Raw genomic sequence first — 14,919 nt, 5'->3', positions numbered from 1 at the left:
AGCCCCACCGCACCATTTTTGCAAGCTTCAATTTTCATTCTTGAACGCAAAATAGGCTTATGCTTAGATAGCTTAAAATTTGGTCATCTTTCGTCGGCCGCCTGGGAGGCAACAGCCGGCGCGTGAGACACAGCAGGAGGATTTTAACGGACTTCCTCACCGGAAATAGCTCAAAAGGGCACGGCGGGAACAATCTCTGGAAACGAGACACTCCAGCGACAAACCACAACCTAAAATAAAATAAGGGGACAAAAATGAACAGAACGACAATGCTGCTGGCTGGCACCGTAGCGGCTTTGACAATGGCAGGCAGCGCCGCTCATGCAGAGCGTGGTTCGGATGGCAATCTGAAAGTGCTTTTCTGGCAGGCCGTTTCCACAATGAACATCTATCTGTCGGGCGGCACCAAGGAGCAGTATGCATCCTCTATGGTCATCGAGCCCTTGGCCGGTTTCGACGAGAAGGGTAACGTCTATCCTCGCCTGGCCGTCGAGGTTCCAACACTGGAGAATGGCGGCATCTCCAAGGATCTGACGACGATTACCTGGAAGATCAAACCGGGCCTCAAGTGGTCCGACGGTTCCGCATTTACCGCTGATGACGTCGTCTTCACCTGGCAGTATTGCACCGCCGATGGCGGAGGTTGCGCCCAGAAGGCCAAGTTTGAAGGCGTGAAGACCGTCGAGGCAGTCGACCCGACAACCGTGAAGGTCACCTTCACGGCCGCAAAGCCCTATCCTTACACGGCATTCGTCGGTTCGCTCTCTCCGATCATCCAGAAGGCACAGTTCAAGGATTGCCTTGGCATCAAGGCACCGGAATGCACCGCCGCAAACTTTGGTCCGATCGGTACCGGCCCCTTCAAGGTCAAGGAATTCAAGCCAAACGACGTCATCACCTTCGTCGTCAATGATAACTATCGCGATCCGGCAAAGCCATCCTTCGCATCGGTTACGCTGAAAGGTGGCGGCGATGCAGCTTCTGCCGCGCGTGCTGTGCTCGAAACTGGCGAGTATGACTACGCGTGGAACATGCAGGTTGAGCCGGAAGTTCTGGCAACCATGCTGAAAGCTGGCAAGGGCACGATCAAGACCGCTTTCGGTAGCCAGGTCGAACGTATCAACATTAACCTCACCAATCCCGATCCGAAGCTCGGCGACAAGCGCTCCACCAAGGAAGGCGGTCCGCATCCGGCCTTCTCTGATCCGGCCGTTCGCAAGGCCTTGGCACTTGCCATTGACCGCGACATCATCGTTGAAGCGGGTTACGGCGCTGCCGGCAAGGCAACCTGCAACATTGTTCCGGGGCCTGACGCCTATGTGTCCACCAAGAACGATGCCTGGTGCCTGAAGCAGGATATCGCAGCCGCCAACAAGCTGCTGGACGATGCCGGCTGGAAGAAGGGCGGCGACGGCATCCGCGCCAAGAACGGCGTGAAGCTCTCCTTCCTCTACCAGACCTCCACCAACTCCGTTCGCCAGGCCACCCAGGCACTGGTGAAGGATATGTGGGCGCAGATCGGCGTTTCCGTCGAACTTCGCAACATCTCCGCTTCCGTCTTCTTCGGTGGCGACCCGGCAAGCCCGGACACGTTCCAGAAATTCTATGCCGACCTGGAAATGTACACCAACAACTTCGATGGCACCGATCCCGAGCCTTATATGGCCCAGTGGATGTGCGACAAGGCCCCGTCGCCGAAGACCGGCTGGCAGGGCGAAAACATGCCGCGCTACTGCAACCCGGAATACGACAAGCTGGCAACCGAACTCAGCAAGACCGTCAAGCTTGAAGACCGTGCTGCCCTCGTCAAGAAGCTCAACGACATGCTGACCGAGGACTTCGTCCACATCCCGTTGGTCTATCGTGGTCAGCCTTCCGCATTCTCCAACTCGATCGTGGGCGTCAAGTCCACCGGCTGGGATAGCGAAGTCTGGAACATCGCGGACTGGTCTCGCAAGAAGTAATCAGAGCACGGGATATCTTGATGTCGGGTATTAAGTCCCTGCTGACGGCAGGTGTCACAACCATCATATTGGCGACGGGCGGCACTGCCGCCCACGCCGGACGCGGCAGCGATGGTGAAGCGAAAATCCTCTTCTGGCAGGCGGTTTCCACCATGAACCCATACCTGTCGGGCGGAAGCAAGGAGGTCTATGCCGCTTCAATGGTCCTTGAGCCGCTGGCAGGCTTTGACCCGGATGGAAAAATGTTCCCGCGGCTTGCTGCGGGAATCCCTAGCCTTGAAAACGGCGGTATAGCCGCTGACCGAACATCTATAACCTGGAAGCTCAAGCCAGACTTGAAATGGTCTGATGGCACCGCCGTAACGGCCGAGGACGTCGCCTTTACCTTTGCCTATTGCACGGCTCCCGGCGGCGGTTGCGCCCAGAAAGCGAAGTTCGAAGGCGTGAAAGCGGTTGAAGCCGTCGATCCCCTGACGGTCAAGATCAGCTTCTCCAAGCCGATGTCCTATCCTTATGCTCCTTTTGTCGGAGCTCTGTCGCCCGTCATCCAGAAGGCGCAATTCAAGGATTGCCTGGGCGAAAAGGCTGCCCAGTGCACGGCTGCCAACTTCAATCCTATTGGAACCGGCGCCTTTGTGGTGAAGGATTTCAAGGCGAACGATGTCGTTACATTTGCTGCCAACCCGAATTACCGCATTGCAGACAAGCCGGCATTTTCGACGATCGTTCTGAAAGGTGGCGGCGACGCTGCGGCGGCAGCCCGCGCCGTTCTGGAGACGGGCGAGTTCGATTTCGCCTGGAACACGGTCGTCGAGCCGGAAGTGTTAGATGCCATGCTGAAGAAGGGCAAGGGAACGATCTCTACCGCCTTCAGCACGACCGTTGAGCGCATCCACCTGAACCCGTTCGGCGCTGATCCGGCTCTGGGGCAAAAGCGCTCGACCAAAGATGCGGGCCCGCACCCCGCCCTCTCCGATCCAGCAGTCCGCAAGGCGCTGTCGCTGGCAATCGATCGGGATATCCTCGTGGAAGCCGGTTATGGCGCGGGCGGCAAGGCAACATGCAATGTCATTCCCGCCCCTGCCAATCTCGCATCGAGCGGCGTTGACTGGTGCCTGAAGCAGGACATCGCAGCGGCTAACAAGCTGTTGGACGATGCCGGTTGGAAAAAGGGCTCCGATGGCGTGCGTGCCAAGGGCGGCGTCAAGCTCTCCTTCCTTTTTCAGACATCAACCAACTCTGTTCGTCAGGGCTCGCAGGCACTGATCAAGGATTGGTGGAACAAGATTGGCGTGACGACGGAACTGAGGAATGTTCCGGCTTCCGTCTATTTCGGCGGCGATCCGGCGAGCCCGGATACCTACAAGAAGTTCTATGCCGATATCGAGATGTATGCTTCGGGTTTTGAAACAACCGATCCGGCAAACTTTCTGGCGGACTTCAAATGCGACCGCATTCCCTCGCCGGTCGATGGTTGGCAGGGCGGCAATGTTGGCCGTATTTGTGACCCGGCCTACGATGCCCTGATAGACAAGCTGAGCGATGCCAGCGAACCTCAAGCGCGAAGCGAGATCATCAAGACGCTGAATGATCTGCTTGTGAATGGTGGCTATGTTCTGCCGCTCGTCAATCGTGGTGAGCCATCTGCCATTTCGAATACACTCAAGGATGCCTTGGTGAACCCCTGGGACTCCCAGCTTTGGAACGTCGCTGACTGGTCTCGCAAGAAGTGACCAACCGATACCGGCCTGCTTTCCGAGACGGGCCGGGCATTAACTTCTCCGCGAGCGCCTGGAGACTTAAGTCATGTTCACATACACCATAAGGCGGCTGATTTTCGCCGTCCCGACGCTGCTCGTCATCAGCTTTGTGATATTCGCACTGCTTGATCTGGCGCCGAATGATCCGCTGGGGGAGTTGCCGCTGACCATCCCGCCGGAAGTGCGAGAGCAAATCCGCGCCGCCATGGGCCTCGATCAGCCTTTTCTGGTTCGCTATGTCAAATGGCTGCAGCAATTCTTCATCAATGAGCCCTTGAACATCTTCGAACAGCTGACAGGCTGGCATATTGGTGATGGAAACCGCATGCGCGTGCTGTCCTGGGCCACCCGCAGCCCCGTGGTCGACCTCATCGTGCAGCGTCTGCCGCAGACGCTCTGGGTCGTGGGTCTCGCCTATCTGTTCGGCACGCTGCTGGCGATCCCGGTTGGCGTGATCTCCGCCTATCGGCAGTATTCGATCTTCGACCAGATCGGCACATTCATCACCATGGTCGGCTACTCGGTTCCCACCTTCTTCACCGGCGTCGTGCTGATCGTGATCTTCAGTTCCTATCTGCAATGGTTCCCGTCGGTCTACGACACGAACCTGCAGGTGCGCGATTGGTCCAGTTTTCTCGAACAGCTACGGCAGATGTTCCTGCCAATCCTGGTCTTGACCCTCTACAACGCGTCTCAGATCGCCCGCTTCGTGCGTGCCTCCATGCTGGACAATCTCAGCCAGGATTATGTGCGCACCGCCCGTGCCAAGGGCGTCAAGGAAAAGGCCGTCCTGCTGGTGCATGTGCTGCGCAACAGCCTCATCCCTGTCGTGACGGTTATTGCGCTCGGCGTGCCGACGATCTTCTCCGGCGCAATTATTACAGAACAGATCTTCCGGGTGAACGGCCTCGGCCAGTTGCTCATCACTGCGGTTCAGGGCGCGGATCTGCCACTCGTGCAGACACTAACCTTCATCTTCGCTGTCCTCATCGTCCTGTTCAATCTGATTGCCGACGTACTTTACGGCATTCTTGACCCGAGAATCCGCTATGACTGATGCAGCATTGACCGCGACCGCCGCCGCACAGGCGCCCATCGATACGCCCTTTGCGGTATTTTGGCGAAAATTCCGCGCCCACAAGGGTGGTGTAGCAGGCCTGATCGTCTTCGTATTGATCGTGCTGGCCGTCTATCTGGGACCGTTGATCCATCGCATCGATCCGAACAAGATCGACATTCGCGCCAAGAACCAGGGACCATCCTTCGCCCATCCATTCGGAACCGACAACCTGGGCCATGATATGCTGGCCCAGGTTCTGGCTGGTGGGCAGATTTCGCTGGCCGTCGGCATCACGGCCATGCTGCTATCCCTGTTTCTGGGAACGTTCGTTGGCGTGCTTGCGGGATATTTCCGTCGGATCGACGGGCTTTTGATGCGACTGACCGACCTTTTCCTGGCCCTGCCGCTGCTGCCCCTCTTGCTCGTTATCATCATGCTGTTTCGTGACACGTTGCGTGCAGCCTTCGGCCCGGAAACTGGCATCTTCATCCTGATCGTCTTCGTGATTGGCATCACCAGCTGGATGCACACTGCCCGCATCGTGCGCGGCGATGTTCTGGCGGTGAAGAACCAGGAATTCATCGTCGCGGCAAAGAGCAGCGGCATGTATGAGCACCGCATCATCCTGCGGCATATTCTGCCCAATGTTCTCAGTTCCATCATGGTATCGGCAACGCTGGGCATCGCATCCGCTATCATCACGGAATCGGCTCTCAGCTTCCTTGGTCTCGGCTTCCCCTCGGACTTTCCCACCTGGGGGCGCCTATTGTTCGATGGCGTGAACTTCCTGCAGCTGACGCCGTCCCGCGTATTCTGGCCAGGGCTCGCCATCTCGCTGACGGTTCTTAGCGTGAACTACCTGGGCGATGCTGTCCGTGACGCGCTCGATCCGCGAACACTGTCGCGGTAATCGCCACGGGAAGCGCGATATCACAATCGCGCTTGTTCCTCGGCGCTTTCACAGAGAGCGTCGGGAAAAATTTTCATTTTTTTGGGAACAGGGTGGAACCAAGATCATCAGCGTACGTTGTTGATGTATCTGGAAGCGCCCCCGTCCCCCGCCCTTCGAAGCTTCCAGATAACTCTTCATCCCCCTCGAAGAGACCAACGGTCTCGGTTTCCCTGGAAACCGAGACCGTTTTTTTATGTCTTCGGGTAACTGGTATTGGGGTCAGTCGGTCATGTTTTCGATGGGAAATACAAGGCTGTAGCTAATGCGATCCTTGGAAATCACATAGCGCGCCTTCCCGTTCACAGAGGCAGGCACCACGCGCTCCAGAACCGTACTGCCAAAATGCGCCTTCAGATTATCCTCTTCAGCGGCATCGCCAAAACGGCCCTGCGGCGCAAGGCCTTCGTCCCAACGCACTTCCAATGAATCCTGGCCGTTGGCCTGAACCTTGTTGCAGGTGACAGCGACAGCGCGGCCGTTCTTGATCAGCGATCCATGGCTGACCGCATTGACGATCAACTCATGCAAAGCAAGGCCGAGATGAAGGGACGCATTTGGCGTAAGCAGAACGTTGTCGCCGCTGACACGAACCAGATGGGCGTTTTCAGGCAGGTACTTCTCTGTCTGCTGCTGCACCAGTTCAAAGAAATAGGCGCCGCGCCAGCTGGAGTCGGTGATCAGATCCTGCGATTGCGACAGAGAGTAAAGGCGCCCGCGGAACTTGTTGAGGAACATGTCCAGCGTCACGGAATAACGTGCGGTCTGCAGCGCAATGCTCTGAATGATAGCGAGAAGGTTCTTGGACCGGTGGCTCACCTCACGCAGCAACGCCCGCAACAGGCGCTCGCGATGCCGCTCTTCCGAGCGGTCGACAATGGTCGTAACGAGATGGATAGCTCCGGATGTCAGAGCAACCGCCTGAACGCGGAACTCGAATATTTCCTCGGAATTGACGGTGATCTCCAGATGACTCTTCTGCCCATGACGGGTGATCCCATCCTTCAGCACGCGCAACTTCTCGGCAATCTCGTCGCCGAAAAGGCTCTTGTCGCTCGGCTTGTCGCCTAGGCCGGAAGACCAGGCCTGCGGCAGATTGGTTACGAAGAGATAGTTGCGTTCGAGATCCTGTATGATCACGCTGGCGCCGAGATCGACGAGGGCGGGCATAAAAAACTCGCGCAACTTGTCATCACTCTCACCAGCCTGCTGCCATGTCAGCTGATGTGACAACAATCCCACTTTGCCGTTCCTCAGATCCCATTGATGACCGGGCCATCTCGATAGATGCCCCGGCAATATCCCGCAAGGTTATAGGGCGTTGCCCCCGTCGGAACAACCCGACGTTCTATGATTTAACCTGATGTATGGCAGGCCGCGAAAACAGGATTTGCTTACGCTTCCGATCCTGGCCTTCCAGCCATGAATTGCCGCGGCTCAAACGCAGCAACTTGAGAAACGTTCCCCACAATCAGCCGCCACGCCCGATCTCAGGCAGCAGCCTTGACCGCTTCGTTGAAGAAGAGAGCCTGGCTGATCAGCGCCTTCACCATGTCCGGGTTGAAAGGCTTGGTCACGAGGAAGGCCGGCTCTGGCCGCTCACCCGTCAGCAAACGCTCCGGGAAGGCAGTAATGAAGATAACCGGGACGCTGGAGGTCTTGAGGATCTCATTGACGGCATCGATGCCGGAGCTGCCGTCGGCCAACTGAATGTCAGCCAGAACCATCTTGGGATGGGAGGAATGAAACAGCTCGACGGCCTCGCGATGAGTACGGGCGATGCCGGTGACGCGGTGGCCCAGATCCTGAACCATCTGCTCGATATCAAGCGCAATCAGCGGCTCATCTTCGATGATCATGATGTCGGTGGCTACCTGCCGAGAAATCTCCTTGGAGGCCTCGTCCAGCAGGCGGGTTGCCTGATCAACCTCGACATCTAGAATCTCCGCCGTTTCTTCAATGGTGAACCCCTCAACGGAGATCAACAGGAAGGCGTGACGCGCCTGCGAAGGAAGGTTTGCAAGATTGGCTACCGCTCTCTGTTCCCATGCAAAAGGAGATTCGATCGGACGAATCTCGATGGCCGTGGAACCAAAAATCGCAACGAACAGTTTGTAGAGCGAGACGCGGTCCTTCGAGGTTTCCGGAAAGATGGAAACATCGGCGATCAGCGCTTCGAGGACCGCAGCGACATATGCGTCTCCCGATGTTTGCGAGCCGGTTACCGCGCGAGCGTAACGGCGCAAGTATGGCAGGTGGGACGCAACGCGTGTGGTGAGTGACATACAAATTCTCCCCTGATGCCCAGTGGGCAATGAACGTGATATCAACGAAAAGAGCAAAAAAAAGTTCCGCGGATTGGGAACTTTTTTTTGGCTCACGCATTTTCCCCGGACGATATCGCAACAGGCTGCCTGCGTGATGAGTGACGACGAGACCAGAAAAAAAGATAAGATGACATCATTACACTCCAACAATCCCCGGCCCGGCGCAATGCAGCCTAACGCGTCGATTTCGCGAAAGCTGCGCGAATTCTATGATGCCGTTCAGGAAGAAGGCATACCCGACCGGTTTTTAGAGCTTCTCGAGCGTCTTGAGGAAGCAGAGAAAAACGCAAAATCGGTGAAAATGAAATGACGATCAAAGACGAAGACGTCGATCGCGCGTTCAAACGCGATCTGCTGGCGGCGTTGCCGAATCTTCGCGCTTTCGCCGTTTCGCTGACCGGCCGCCACGACAAGGCGGACGATCTGGTGCAAGATACGATCATGAAAGCGTGGGCGAACCAGAAGAGCTTCACTGCTGGAACGAACATGCGGGCATGGTTGTTCACGATCCTGCGTAATGAGTTCTACAGCCAGATGCGCAAGCGTGGTCGCGAAGTCCAGGACACGGATGGCCTGTTCAGCGAGCGGTTCGCCGTTCACCCGGAACAATATGGTCGGCTTGATCTGCAGGATTTCCGCAAGGCGCTGGACACGTTGCCGGATGACCAGAGGGAAGCAATTATCCTGGTAGGCGCTGCCGGCTTTGCCTATGAGGAAGCGGCGACGATCTGCGGCTGCGCCGTCGGGACGATCAAAAGTCGCGTAAGCCGGGCTCGCACACGTCTGCAGGAACTTTTGGGTGTTTCCGGCGAGGGCGACTTCGGCCCCGATCCAGGCGATGCCGCTATTACAGCACGCGCATTCGGCAGTTAATGCCGGGTGGAAATGTCGCTAGCGCGCAGCGACGTTTCGAACCACTCCCACCAAAATCTCATCATCAAACGGTTTGGAAATGACAGGAATGCCGTCCCAGCTCGGCAGGCCATGAAGATGCTCGTTGTCAAATGACCAGAAGATGATCGCCGCGTCGGAGCCACGTAAAGCGCTGGCAAGGTCGCGGCGATTGTCCAGAACAAGTGCGGCATCCACGATGACAATGTCGTGGCGCCTTTCGCGAATGGTGGAAGCGCTGATGCGCGGCATCGCGATTTCCACCTTCAGGCCCAGGCTATCGGCCAGAACCTGCTCCGCTTCCAAGGCCACTAAAAATTCGCCATCGACGACAAGAACCTGCAACCGCTCTTTCCTGTTTCAGTCCAGGCATGCTTCGCGGCCCGGCTTTGGGCGGTAGATCACCTTCCGGAGATGGGGTCATTTAAAAAAGACACAACATCGATATGAAATGGAACATATAGTCGGGTTCATCATCATCTTGCTGATTCCCCGCCATGGTCACGACGAAGTCCCTTATCCCGCCGCGCATCCCCTGCGATCTCTGTCCCATCGGACGTCGCCCCCATTTTCGCAATTTCACCCAGGAGGAACTGGGCTTCGTCCAGTCGTTCAAAATCGGCGAACTGTCCGTGGATCCGGGCGCGACGGTGATTTCGGAAGGGGAACGCCATCCGCAGCTGTATACCGTGCTGACCGGCTGGGGTTATCGCTACAAGATCCTTGAAGACGGGCGCCGCCAGATCCTCAATTATGTACTGCCGGGCGACCTGGTAGGACTGCAGGGCAACCTCATGGCTGAGATGATGCATTCGGTCGAGGCACTGACTCGCCTTACGCTATGTACTTTCGAGCGCGACAAGCTGACGACCCTGTTTCGGGATCATCCGTCCCTGGCCTATGATCTGACCTGGATCGCGTCGCGCGAGGAATCCATGCTGGATGAACATCTGCTGAGCATTGGCAGACGCACCGCGCTGGAGAGAGCAGCATATCTGTTGGCCTTCCTCGACACGCGCGCCGAAATGACGGGCGTGTTCGTAGAAGGTGGACCAAACATCCTGCCGCTCACGCAGCAGCACGTGGCCGACACACTTGGCCTTTCGCTGGTTCATACCAACAAGACGCTGCGCAAGCTGGCGGACATGGGCATGGTACGCTGGCTGGATCGAGGTTGTGAAGTGCTGGACCAGCGGCGGTTGTTCGATCTCGCTGGCTGGCGCCCAACGAAAGAAGGCCCGCGTCCTTTCATTTGACGCAGGCCTTGATGCTATCAGGAGGTCGTCGATTTATTCGGCGATGATGGCGCGCAGCATCCAAAGTGCCTTCTCGTGGAAGGTCAGTCGATCTGTCAGCATATCGGCAGTGACAACGTCGCCGGCATCATCGGCTTCTTCGGCCGCCTGACGCATGGTACGTACCGCCTTCTCATGATCACTCACGAGATCATTGACCATATCCACCGCCGTGAGTTTGCCGACATCATTGGCCTTCGGAGCGAAATCGGCGGCTTCGCCCAATGTCGCAGGGGCCAGATGGCCGAGTGCCCGGATGCGCTCTGCAATGATATCGGCAGCTTCGAACAGCAGGCCGTAATGCTCTTCGGTTAGGTCGTGCAACGGCTTGAACAATGGGCCGACGACATTCCAATGATAGACATGGCTCTTGATCGTCAGGCGATAGGTTGCCGCCAGAATCTGCGACAGGCTCTCCGCCATCTTGTTGCGATAGGCCTTCTCCAGGCCGATATTGATATCCTCGTCATGTGAGCGAGGCTGAAGTACGGCTGAGGCTTTTGCCATCGTGGTCTCCTTTTCAGGGATAGCCCGACGCCTTATGCGTCAGGCTGGTTGTCGTCGCCGCCGCCCAGCAAACGCAGGGCCAGAAGTGCCAGTCCCCCGGCAACGGAAGCGGCCATCAAAGGCCGCGATTTCATGAGCACCGGCAGCGCGGACATGGCTGCCGTCAGCATCAGGGCACGGCTGCCGCTGGCCGCTTCGCGCCGACGGCGTTCTTCGGCCCGGTTCTGCAGCATCACGATAATGAAGATGACCAAGGCGAGCGTCACAGCCGCAGCGGCCACGACGCCGAGCGCGGCAGCAGGGTTCATCACCCGCATCAGCCAGATCGCCAGCGCGCCGACACCGGCACCATAGGCGGTCAGCAGAAAGAGGCCAGCCAGTGCATAAAGGATTGTGTTTCGCCGCAATCGCTTTGCGGTGGACTTCAGATCCACCGCCAGCAGCGACGCCAGAAGAGGCGCCAATCCACCCATGTTAGCGACGCGACAGGAGCGCGAAGAGGAAGCCGACGCCAGCGGCAATTGCCACGGCTTGCAGGGGATTGGTGCGGATCTGGCGTTCCAGGTCGCGCTCGATCGATTTCGCCTGCGAACGAGCTGCACCAAGTAGATGCGCCGCTTCATCCGTCGCATCAGCGGCCGTCTTGCGGGCCTTCTGCTTCAGGTCTTCCGCCGTATTGGTTCCGGCAGCGGCGACGGAGCGCGCCAGAGCTGCGATATCCTCGCGCAACTGCTGCAGCTGCTGTTCGATATCCGCCTGCGAGCCAGGGCGAGCAAATTCGTTCGGTGAATTCATCGACATCACATTCTCCTTGAGAGGCAAACATCCGGCGCGGGCGCCCTGACCCGCAGCTCATTCGTCCGGTCAACGACGCTCGCCCGATTTTGTTCCATAGAATGTGTTGCCGCCCTCCGCTTTGAGGAACATCAAGCGTTAGAAGGTCGATGGCGCCTCCGGCCAGGCCTTGATGCCGCCCGTCCAATCCTCAAAGACCTTGCAAAGCCGCATAACGGTCATGTCCGCGAACCGCGGCCCGACAACCTGCATGCCGATCGGCATACCGCTTTTCGAGAAGCCGCAATTGATGGAAGCCGCCGGCTGCTCCGACATGTTCCACGGCACGGTAAAGCCGATATGCTCGAAAGGCTTGGTCGGGTCATTGGTGGGGGATGCCCATTCCGCCGGATAGGAGACGATCGGATTGGTCGGCGAGAGAACGACATCCACCTGTGAGAACAAGCGTGCACAGGCCTTGCGCATCTCATAGGTCTGGTTGAAGCCCTTGACGGCCTCTGCCCCAGTGATCTCGGAGCCGCCCTTCGCCCATTCATAGATATAGGGAAGGATCTGTGCGCTCTGTTCTTCCGGCATTGTGGCGATATCGCCCCAGAAACGGGCGCGCCAGAAATTGTCGAGGCCATCGAGCATGGCTCGCGTCAGAACCGGCGCAACCGGAATGATTTCGGCTCCAGCCTGTTCGAAGAGACGGGCAGCCGCCAGAACTGCCGCCTGTACCTCCTCCTCGACATCGAGGCCGATCCCGGCTTCCATCATCAGACCGATCTTCAGGCCACGCACATCGATGCCGAGATCGAGCCAATCGATCTCTTCCGGTGGAAGAGATGTGGCATCGCGCCAGTCCGGCCTGGACAACGGGCCCATGGAATAGGCGGCATCTTCGACACATCGCGTCATCGGCCCGGCGCAGCGACCGAAGTAATAGGGATCGATCGGAATGCGTCCATTGCTGGGCTTCAGGCCGAAGAGGCCAGTCCAACCAGCGGGCAGGCGGATCGATCCGCCGATATCCGTTCCGATATGCAGGGGACCGAAGGAGGCGGCACCGGCCGCGGACGAGCCTGCACTGGAGCCTCCAGGATTTTGCGAAAGATCCCAAGGATTGCGGCTGAGCGGATGAAAGCTGGAAAGACCCGATGACAGCATGCCGTAATCCGGGCAGGTCGTTTTCGCAAAGATCACCGCCCCTTCCTCGCGGCAACGGGCGGCAATCGGCGCATCCTCGGCGGCAGGAACGAGCGGCACCGCCTTTGTGCCAAGCGGCACAGGCTCGCCCTTGGTCGCAATCAGTTCCTTGAGCGTAATCGGAATACCGTCGAGAATGCCGAGCGTCTCCCCCTTCGCCCAGCGCTCGGTGGAAGCGGCGGCCTGTGCACGCGCGCTTTCGGGATTGTAGAGGTAGAGCGCCTTCACATGCGGCTCGAAGGCATCAACCTGCTTTTCCACGGCAAGCCAGTATTCCGAAGGAGAAAGCGCCTTCTTGGCATAGAGGTCCCGGATCTGCCGGATGGTCAGCGTCAGTAGTTCGTTCATGGGAGGATCTTTTCGTCAGGTTTTATCACGGGGATCGAGCAGGTCGCGCAGACCATCGCCCAGCATGTTGAGGCCCAGAACCGCCAGCGCGATGGCGAGTCCCGGCATCAGCGCCATCCAGGGAGCAGCGCCCAGAAAGGTCTGCGCATCGGAGAGCATGCGCCCCCAGGTGGGCGCCGGTGGCGGCATGCCGAGCCCGAGGAAGGAAAGCCCAGCCTCCGTCAGGATGGCGAGGCCGAGCTGGATCGTCACCTGCACGATGATCTGGTTGGAAATATTCGGCAGGATATGGACGAGCGTGATCCGCGTGCGGCTTCGGCCCATGCCGATGGCAGCCGAAACATATTCGCGAGACCAGATCTGCAGGGCCGCACCCAGCGTCAGGCGGGCAAAGACCGGTACCATGAAGACGGCAATTGCGATGATGGCGGTGAACCGGCCCGAGCCGATAAAGGCACCCAGCATCATGGCGCTGAGGATCGGCGGGATCGCGAAGATGATATCGCAGACGCGCATCACCACCATCTCGGTCAGTCCACGCACCGCTGCAACCAGCACGCCGACAGCCGTGCCGAGGGTGGCACCCAAAGCAACCGCCAGCAGAGAGGTGGAGAGCGAATTCCACGCGCCGACCATCAGCATGGAGGCAAGGTCACGCCCGAACTGATCCGTACCCAGGAGACCCGCCGAAAAAGGTGGCTTCAGCTTCTGGGCAATCTGCATCTTGGTCGGCGGCAGCGGCGTCCAGAACAGCGAGGTGATCGCAATCGCAAACAGCAGCAGCGTAACGACGAGGCCGATGAGAAGCGTGGGGCGCCGAAGAAGAGAGCGGATCATCGCATACCTGCCCGCAGTCGAGGATCGATCACGAGATAGGCGAGATCGACAATGAAGTTCATGGTGATGACGAGCGCGGAAAAGAACAAAACCACCATCTGCATGACCACAACATCACGCTGCGACAGCGCCTTATAGGCGAGTTGCCCGAGACCTGGCAGGTTGAAGACGTTCTCCACCAGCACGGCCCCGGCAATCAGAAAGGTGAACTGCAGCCCGAGAATGGTGACGACGGGGATCAGCGCATTGGGAAAGGCATGCTGCCAGAGCGCCCTGCCCTGCGGCAGGCCTTTGGAAAGGGCCGTGCGCACATAATCCTCATTCATCACTTCCAGCACCGCCGAGCGGGTGACGCGGGTCAACACACCCGCCTGTGGGAGGGCCAGCGCAATGGCAGGCAGCAACAGCGCACGAAAGGCCGGACCCAACCCGGCGCTCCAGCCCGGAAAGCCGCCCGCAGGCATCCAGCCGAGCATCGTGGAAAACAGGATGATCAGAAGCAGACCGACCCAGAAGGCAGGCACGGCAATGCTGATATGGGAAACAAGACCCGCGATCCAATCAACGGGACCGTTCTGATGCCGTGCGGCCTGAACGCCAAGCGGAATGGCAATCACAACGGAAATCACGATCGCCATCAGCGCGAGCGGCACGGTAACCACCAGACGCTCGGCAATCAAGCCTGCCACCGGCACGCCATAGGTATAGGACCGCCCGAAATCGCCTTTCAGGACACCGAATAGCCAGCCGAAGTAACGGACGATCAGAGGCTGATCGAGGCCCATCTCCTTCTGCAGCGCGGCCAGCGTATCGGGGCTGGCGGAGGTGCCGAGGATGATGGAAGCCGGATCGCCCGGCAGCAGGCCCATCACGGCGAAGATCAGCGCCGAAACCAGCAGCAGCGTGACGATGAGACCGGCAAGCCGGCGGGAAATAAGCGCAATCATGTCCTGTCCCTTCGGGCTCCTGTCGAGCGAAGGATGAAGTGCCGAACACCG

16 protein-coding genes are annotated in these 14,919 nt (G+C 58.4%); 7 read left to right on the top strand and 9 right to left on the bottom strand.

Annotated elements, in window-relative coordinates:
- Window positions 1-254: 254 nt before the first annotated feature.
- The 4 genes from Q2T52_RS19585 (at window position 255) to Q2T52_RS19570 (ending at window position 5,694) form a co-directional block, all read left to right on the top strand.
- Window positions 255-1,964 carry a peptide ABC transporter substrate-binding protein gene (locus Q2T52_RS19585; RefSeq protein ID WP_302078519.1) on the top strand — a complete coding sequence of 570 codons (1,710 nt, stop codon included), beginning with the start codon at window positions 255-257 and terminating at the stop codon, window positions 1,962-1,964.
- A 20-nt stretch (window positions 1,965-1,984) separates the two neighbouring features.
- The gene (locus Q2T52_RS19580) at window positions 1,985-3,697 is read left to right on the top strand and encodes a peptide ABC transporter substrate-binding protein (RefSeq protein ID WP_302078518.1); all 1,713 of its coding nucleotides are present in this window, start codon (window positions 1,985-1,987) and stop codon (window positions 3,695-3,697) included.
- Window positions 3,698-3,770: 73 nt separating this feature from the next.
- Window positions 3,771-4,781 (top strand): ABC transporter permease, encoded by a 1,011-nt coding sequence (locus Q2T52_RS19575; RefSeq protein ID WP_302078517.1) that lies wholly within the window; start codon window positions 3,771-3,773, stop codon window positions 4,779-4,781.
- Window positions 4,774-5,694 (top strand): ABC transporter permease, encoded by a 921-nt coding sequence (locus Q2T52_RS19570; RefSeq protein ID WP_302078516.1) that lies wholly within the window; start codon window positions 4,774-4,776, stop codon window positions 5,692-5,694. The genes Q2T52_RS19575 and Q2T52_RS19570 overlap by 8 nt, the downstream gene beginning before the upstream one ends.
- Before the next feature lie 261 nt (window positions 5,695-5,955).
- Here Q2T52_RS19570 and Q2T52_RS19565 read toward each other — a convergent pair whose 3' ends face one another.
- On the bottom strand, window positions 5,956-6,903 hold the full coding sequence (locus Q2T52_RS19565) for an HWE histidine kinase domain-containing protein (RefSeq protein WP_302078515.1): 948 nt from the start codon (window positions 6,901-6,903) through the stop codon (window positions 5,956-5,958).
- Window positions 6,904-7,223: 320 nt separating this feature from the next.
- Entirely contained in the window at window positions 7,224-8,018 is a 795-nt protein-coding gene (locus Q2T52_RS19560; protein ID WP_302078514.1) for a response regulator, read from the bottom strand.
- Between the two features lie 22 nt (window positions 8,019-8,040).
- On the opposite strand from Q2T52_RS19560, the gene Q2T52_RS26915 reads away from it, so the two are divergent.
- Together Q2T52_RS26915 and Q2T52_RS19550 are read left to right on the top strand one after the other, a co-directional pair.
- Complete coding sequence (locus tag Q2T52_RS26915) at window positions 8,041-8,370, top strand: NepR family anti-sigma factor (RefSeq protein WP_436799560.1); 330 nt, start codon at window positions 8,041-8,043, stop codon at window positions 8,368-8,370.
- Complete coding sequence (locus tag Q2T52_RS19550) at window positions 8,367-8,933, top strand: RNA polymerase sigma factor (protein WP_302078513.1); 567 nt, start codon at window positions 8,367-8,369, stop codon at window positions 8,931-8,933. Before Q2T52_RS26915 ends, Q2T52_RS19550 begins: the two co-directional genes overlap by 4 nt.
- A gap of 18 nt (window positions 8,934-8,951) precedes the next feature.
- Here the strand turns inward: Q2T52_RS19550 and Q2T52_RS19545 are convergent, their stop codons facing one another.
- A complete protein-coding gene (locus tag Q2T52_RS19545; RefSeq protein WP_302078512.1) occupies window positions 8,952-9,296 on the bottom strand; it encodes a hypothetical protein in 345 nt (114 codons plus the stop codon).
- 152 nt (window positions 9,297-9,448) lie between these two features.
- Here Q2T52_RS19545 and Q2T52_RS19540 point away from each other — a divergent pair, with 152 nt between their 5' ends.
- Window positions 9,449-10,207, top strand: a complete 759-nt coding sequence (locus Q2T52_RS19540; protein WP_302078511.1) for a Crp/Fnr family transcriptional regulator — start codon at window positions 9,449-9,451, stop codon at window positions 10,205-10,207.
- Window positions 10,208-10,240: 33 nt separating this feature from the next.
- Here Q2T52_RS19540 and Q2T52_RS19535 read toward each other — a convergent pair whose 3' ends face one another.
- From Q2T52_RS19535 to Q2T52_RS19510, 6 genes are all read right to left on the bottom strand, one after another.
- On the bottom strand, window positions 10,241-10,753 hold the full coding sequence (locus Q2T52_RS19535) for a Dps family protein (protein ID WP_302078510.1): 513 nt from the start codon (window positions 10,751-10,753) through the stop codon (window positions 10,241-10,243).
- Between the two features lie 32 nt (window positions 10,754-10,785).
- Window positions 10,786-11,226, bottom strand: coding sequence for a hypothetical protein (locus tag Q2T52_RS19530; RefSeq protein WP_302078509.1), 441 nt, complete (start codon window positions 11,224-11,226; stop codon window positions 10,786-10,788).
- 1 nt (window position 11,227) lies between these two features.
- Window positions 11,228-11,554, bottom strand: coding sequence for an ElaB/YgaM/YqjD family protein (locus Q2T52_RS19525; RefSeq protein WP_302078508.1), 327 nt, complete (start codon window positions 11,552-11,554; stop codon window positions 11,228-11,230).
- A gap of 132 nt (window positions 11,555-11,686) precedes the next feature.
- On the bottom strand, window positions 11,687-13,084 hold the full coding sequence (locus tag Q2T52_RS19520) for an amidase (protein WP_302078507.1): 1,398 nt from the start codon (window positions 13,082-13,084) through the stop codon (window positions 11,687-11,689).
- 15 nt (window positions 13,085-13,099) lie between these two features.
- On the bottom strand, window positions 13,100-13,921 hold the full coding sequence (locus tag Q2T52_RS19515; protein ID WP_302078506.1) for an ABC transporter permease: 822 nt from the start codon (window positions 13,919-13,921) through the stop codon (window positions 13,100-13,102).
- Window positions 13,918-14,868 carry an ABC transporter permease gene (locus Q2T52_RS19510; RefSeq protein ID WP_302078505.1) on the bottom strand — a complete coding sequence of 317 codons (951 nt, stop codon included), beginning with the start codon at window positions 14,866-14,868 and terminating at the stop codon, window positions 13,918-13,920. The genes Q2T52_RS19515 and Q2T52_RS19510 overlap by 4 nt, the downstream gene beginning before the upstream one ends.
- Window positions 14,869-14,919 lie beyond the last annotated feature (51 nt).

Source organism: Rhizobium oryzicola (assembly GCF_030504645.1).
GTDB classification, from domain to species: domain Bacteria; phylum Pseudomonadota; class Alphaproteobacteria; order Rhizobiales; family Rhizobiaceae; genus Neorhizobium; species Neorhizobium oryzicola.
This window is presented reverse-complemented; position numbering and strand designations above follow the sequence as displayed.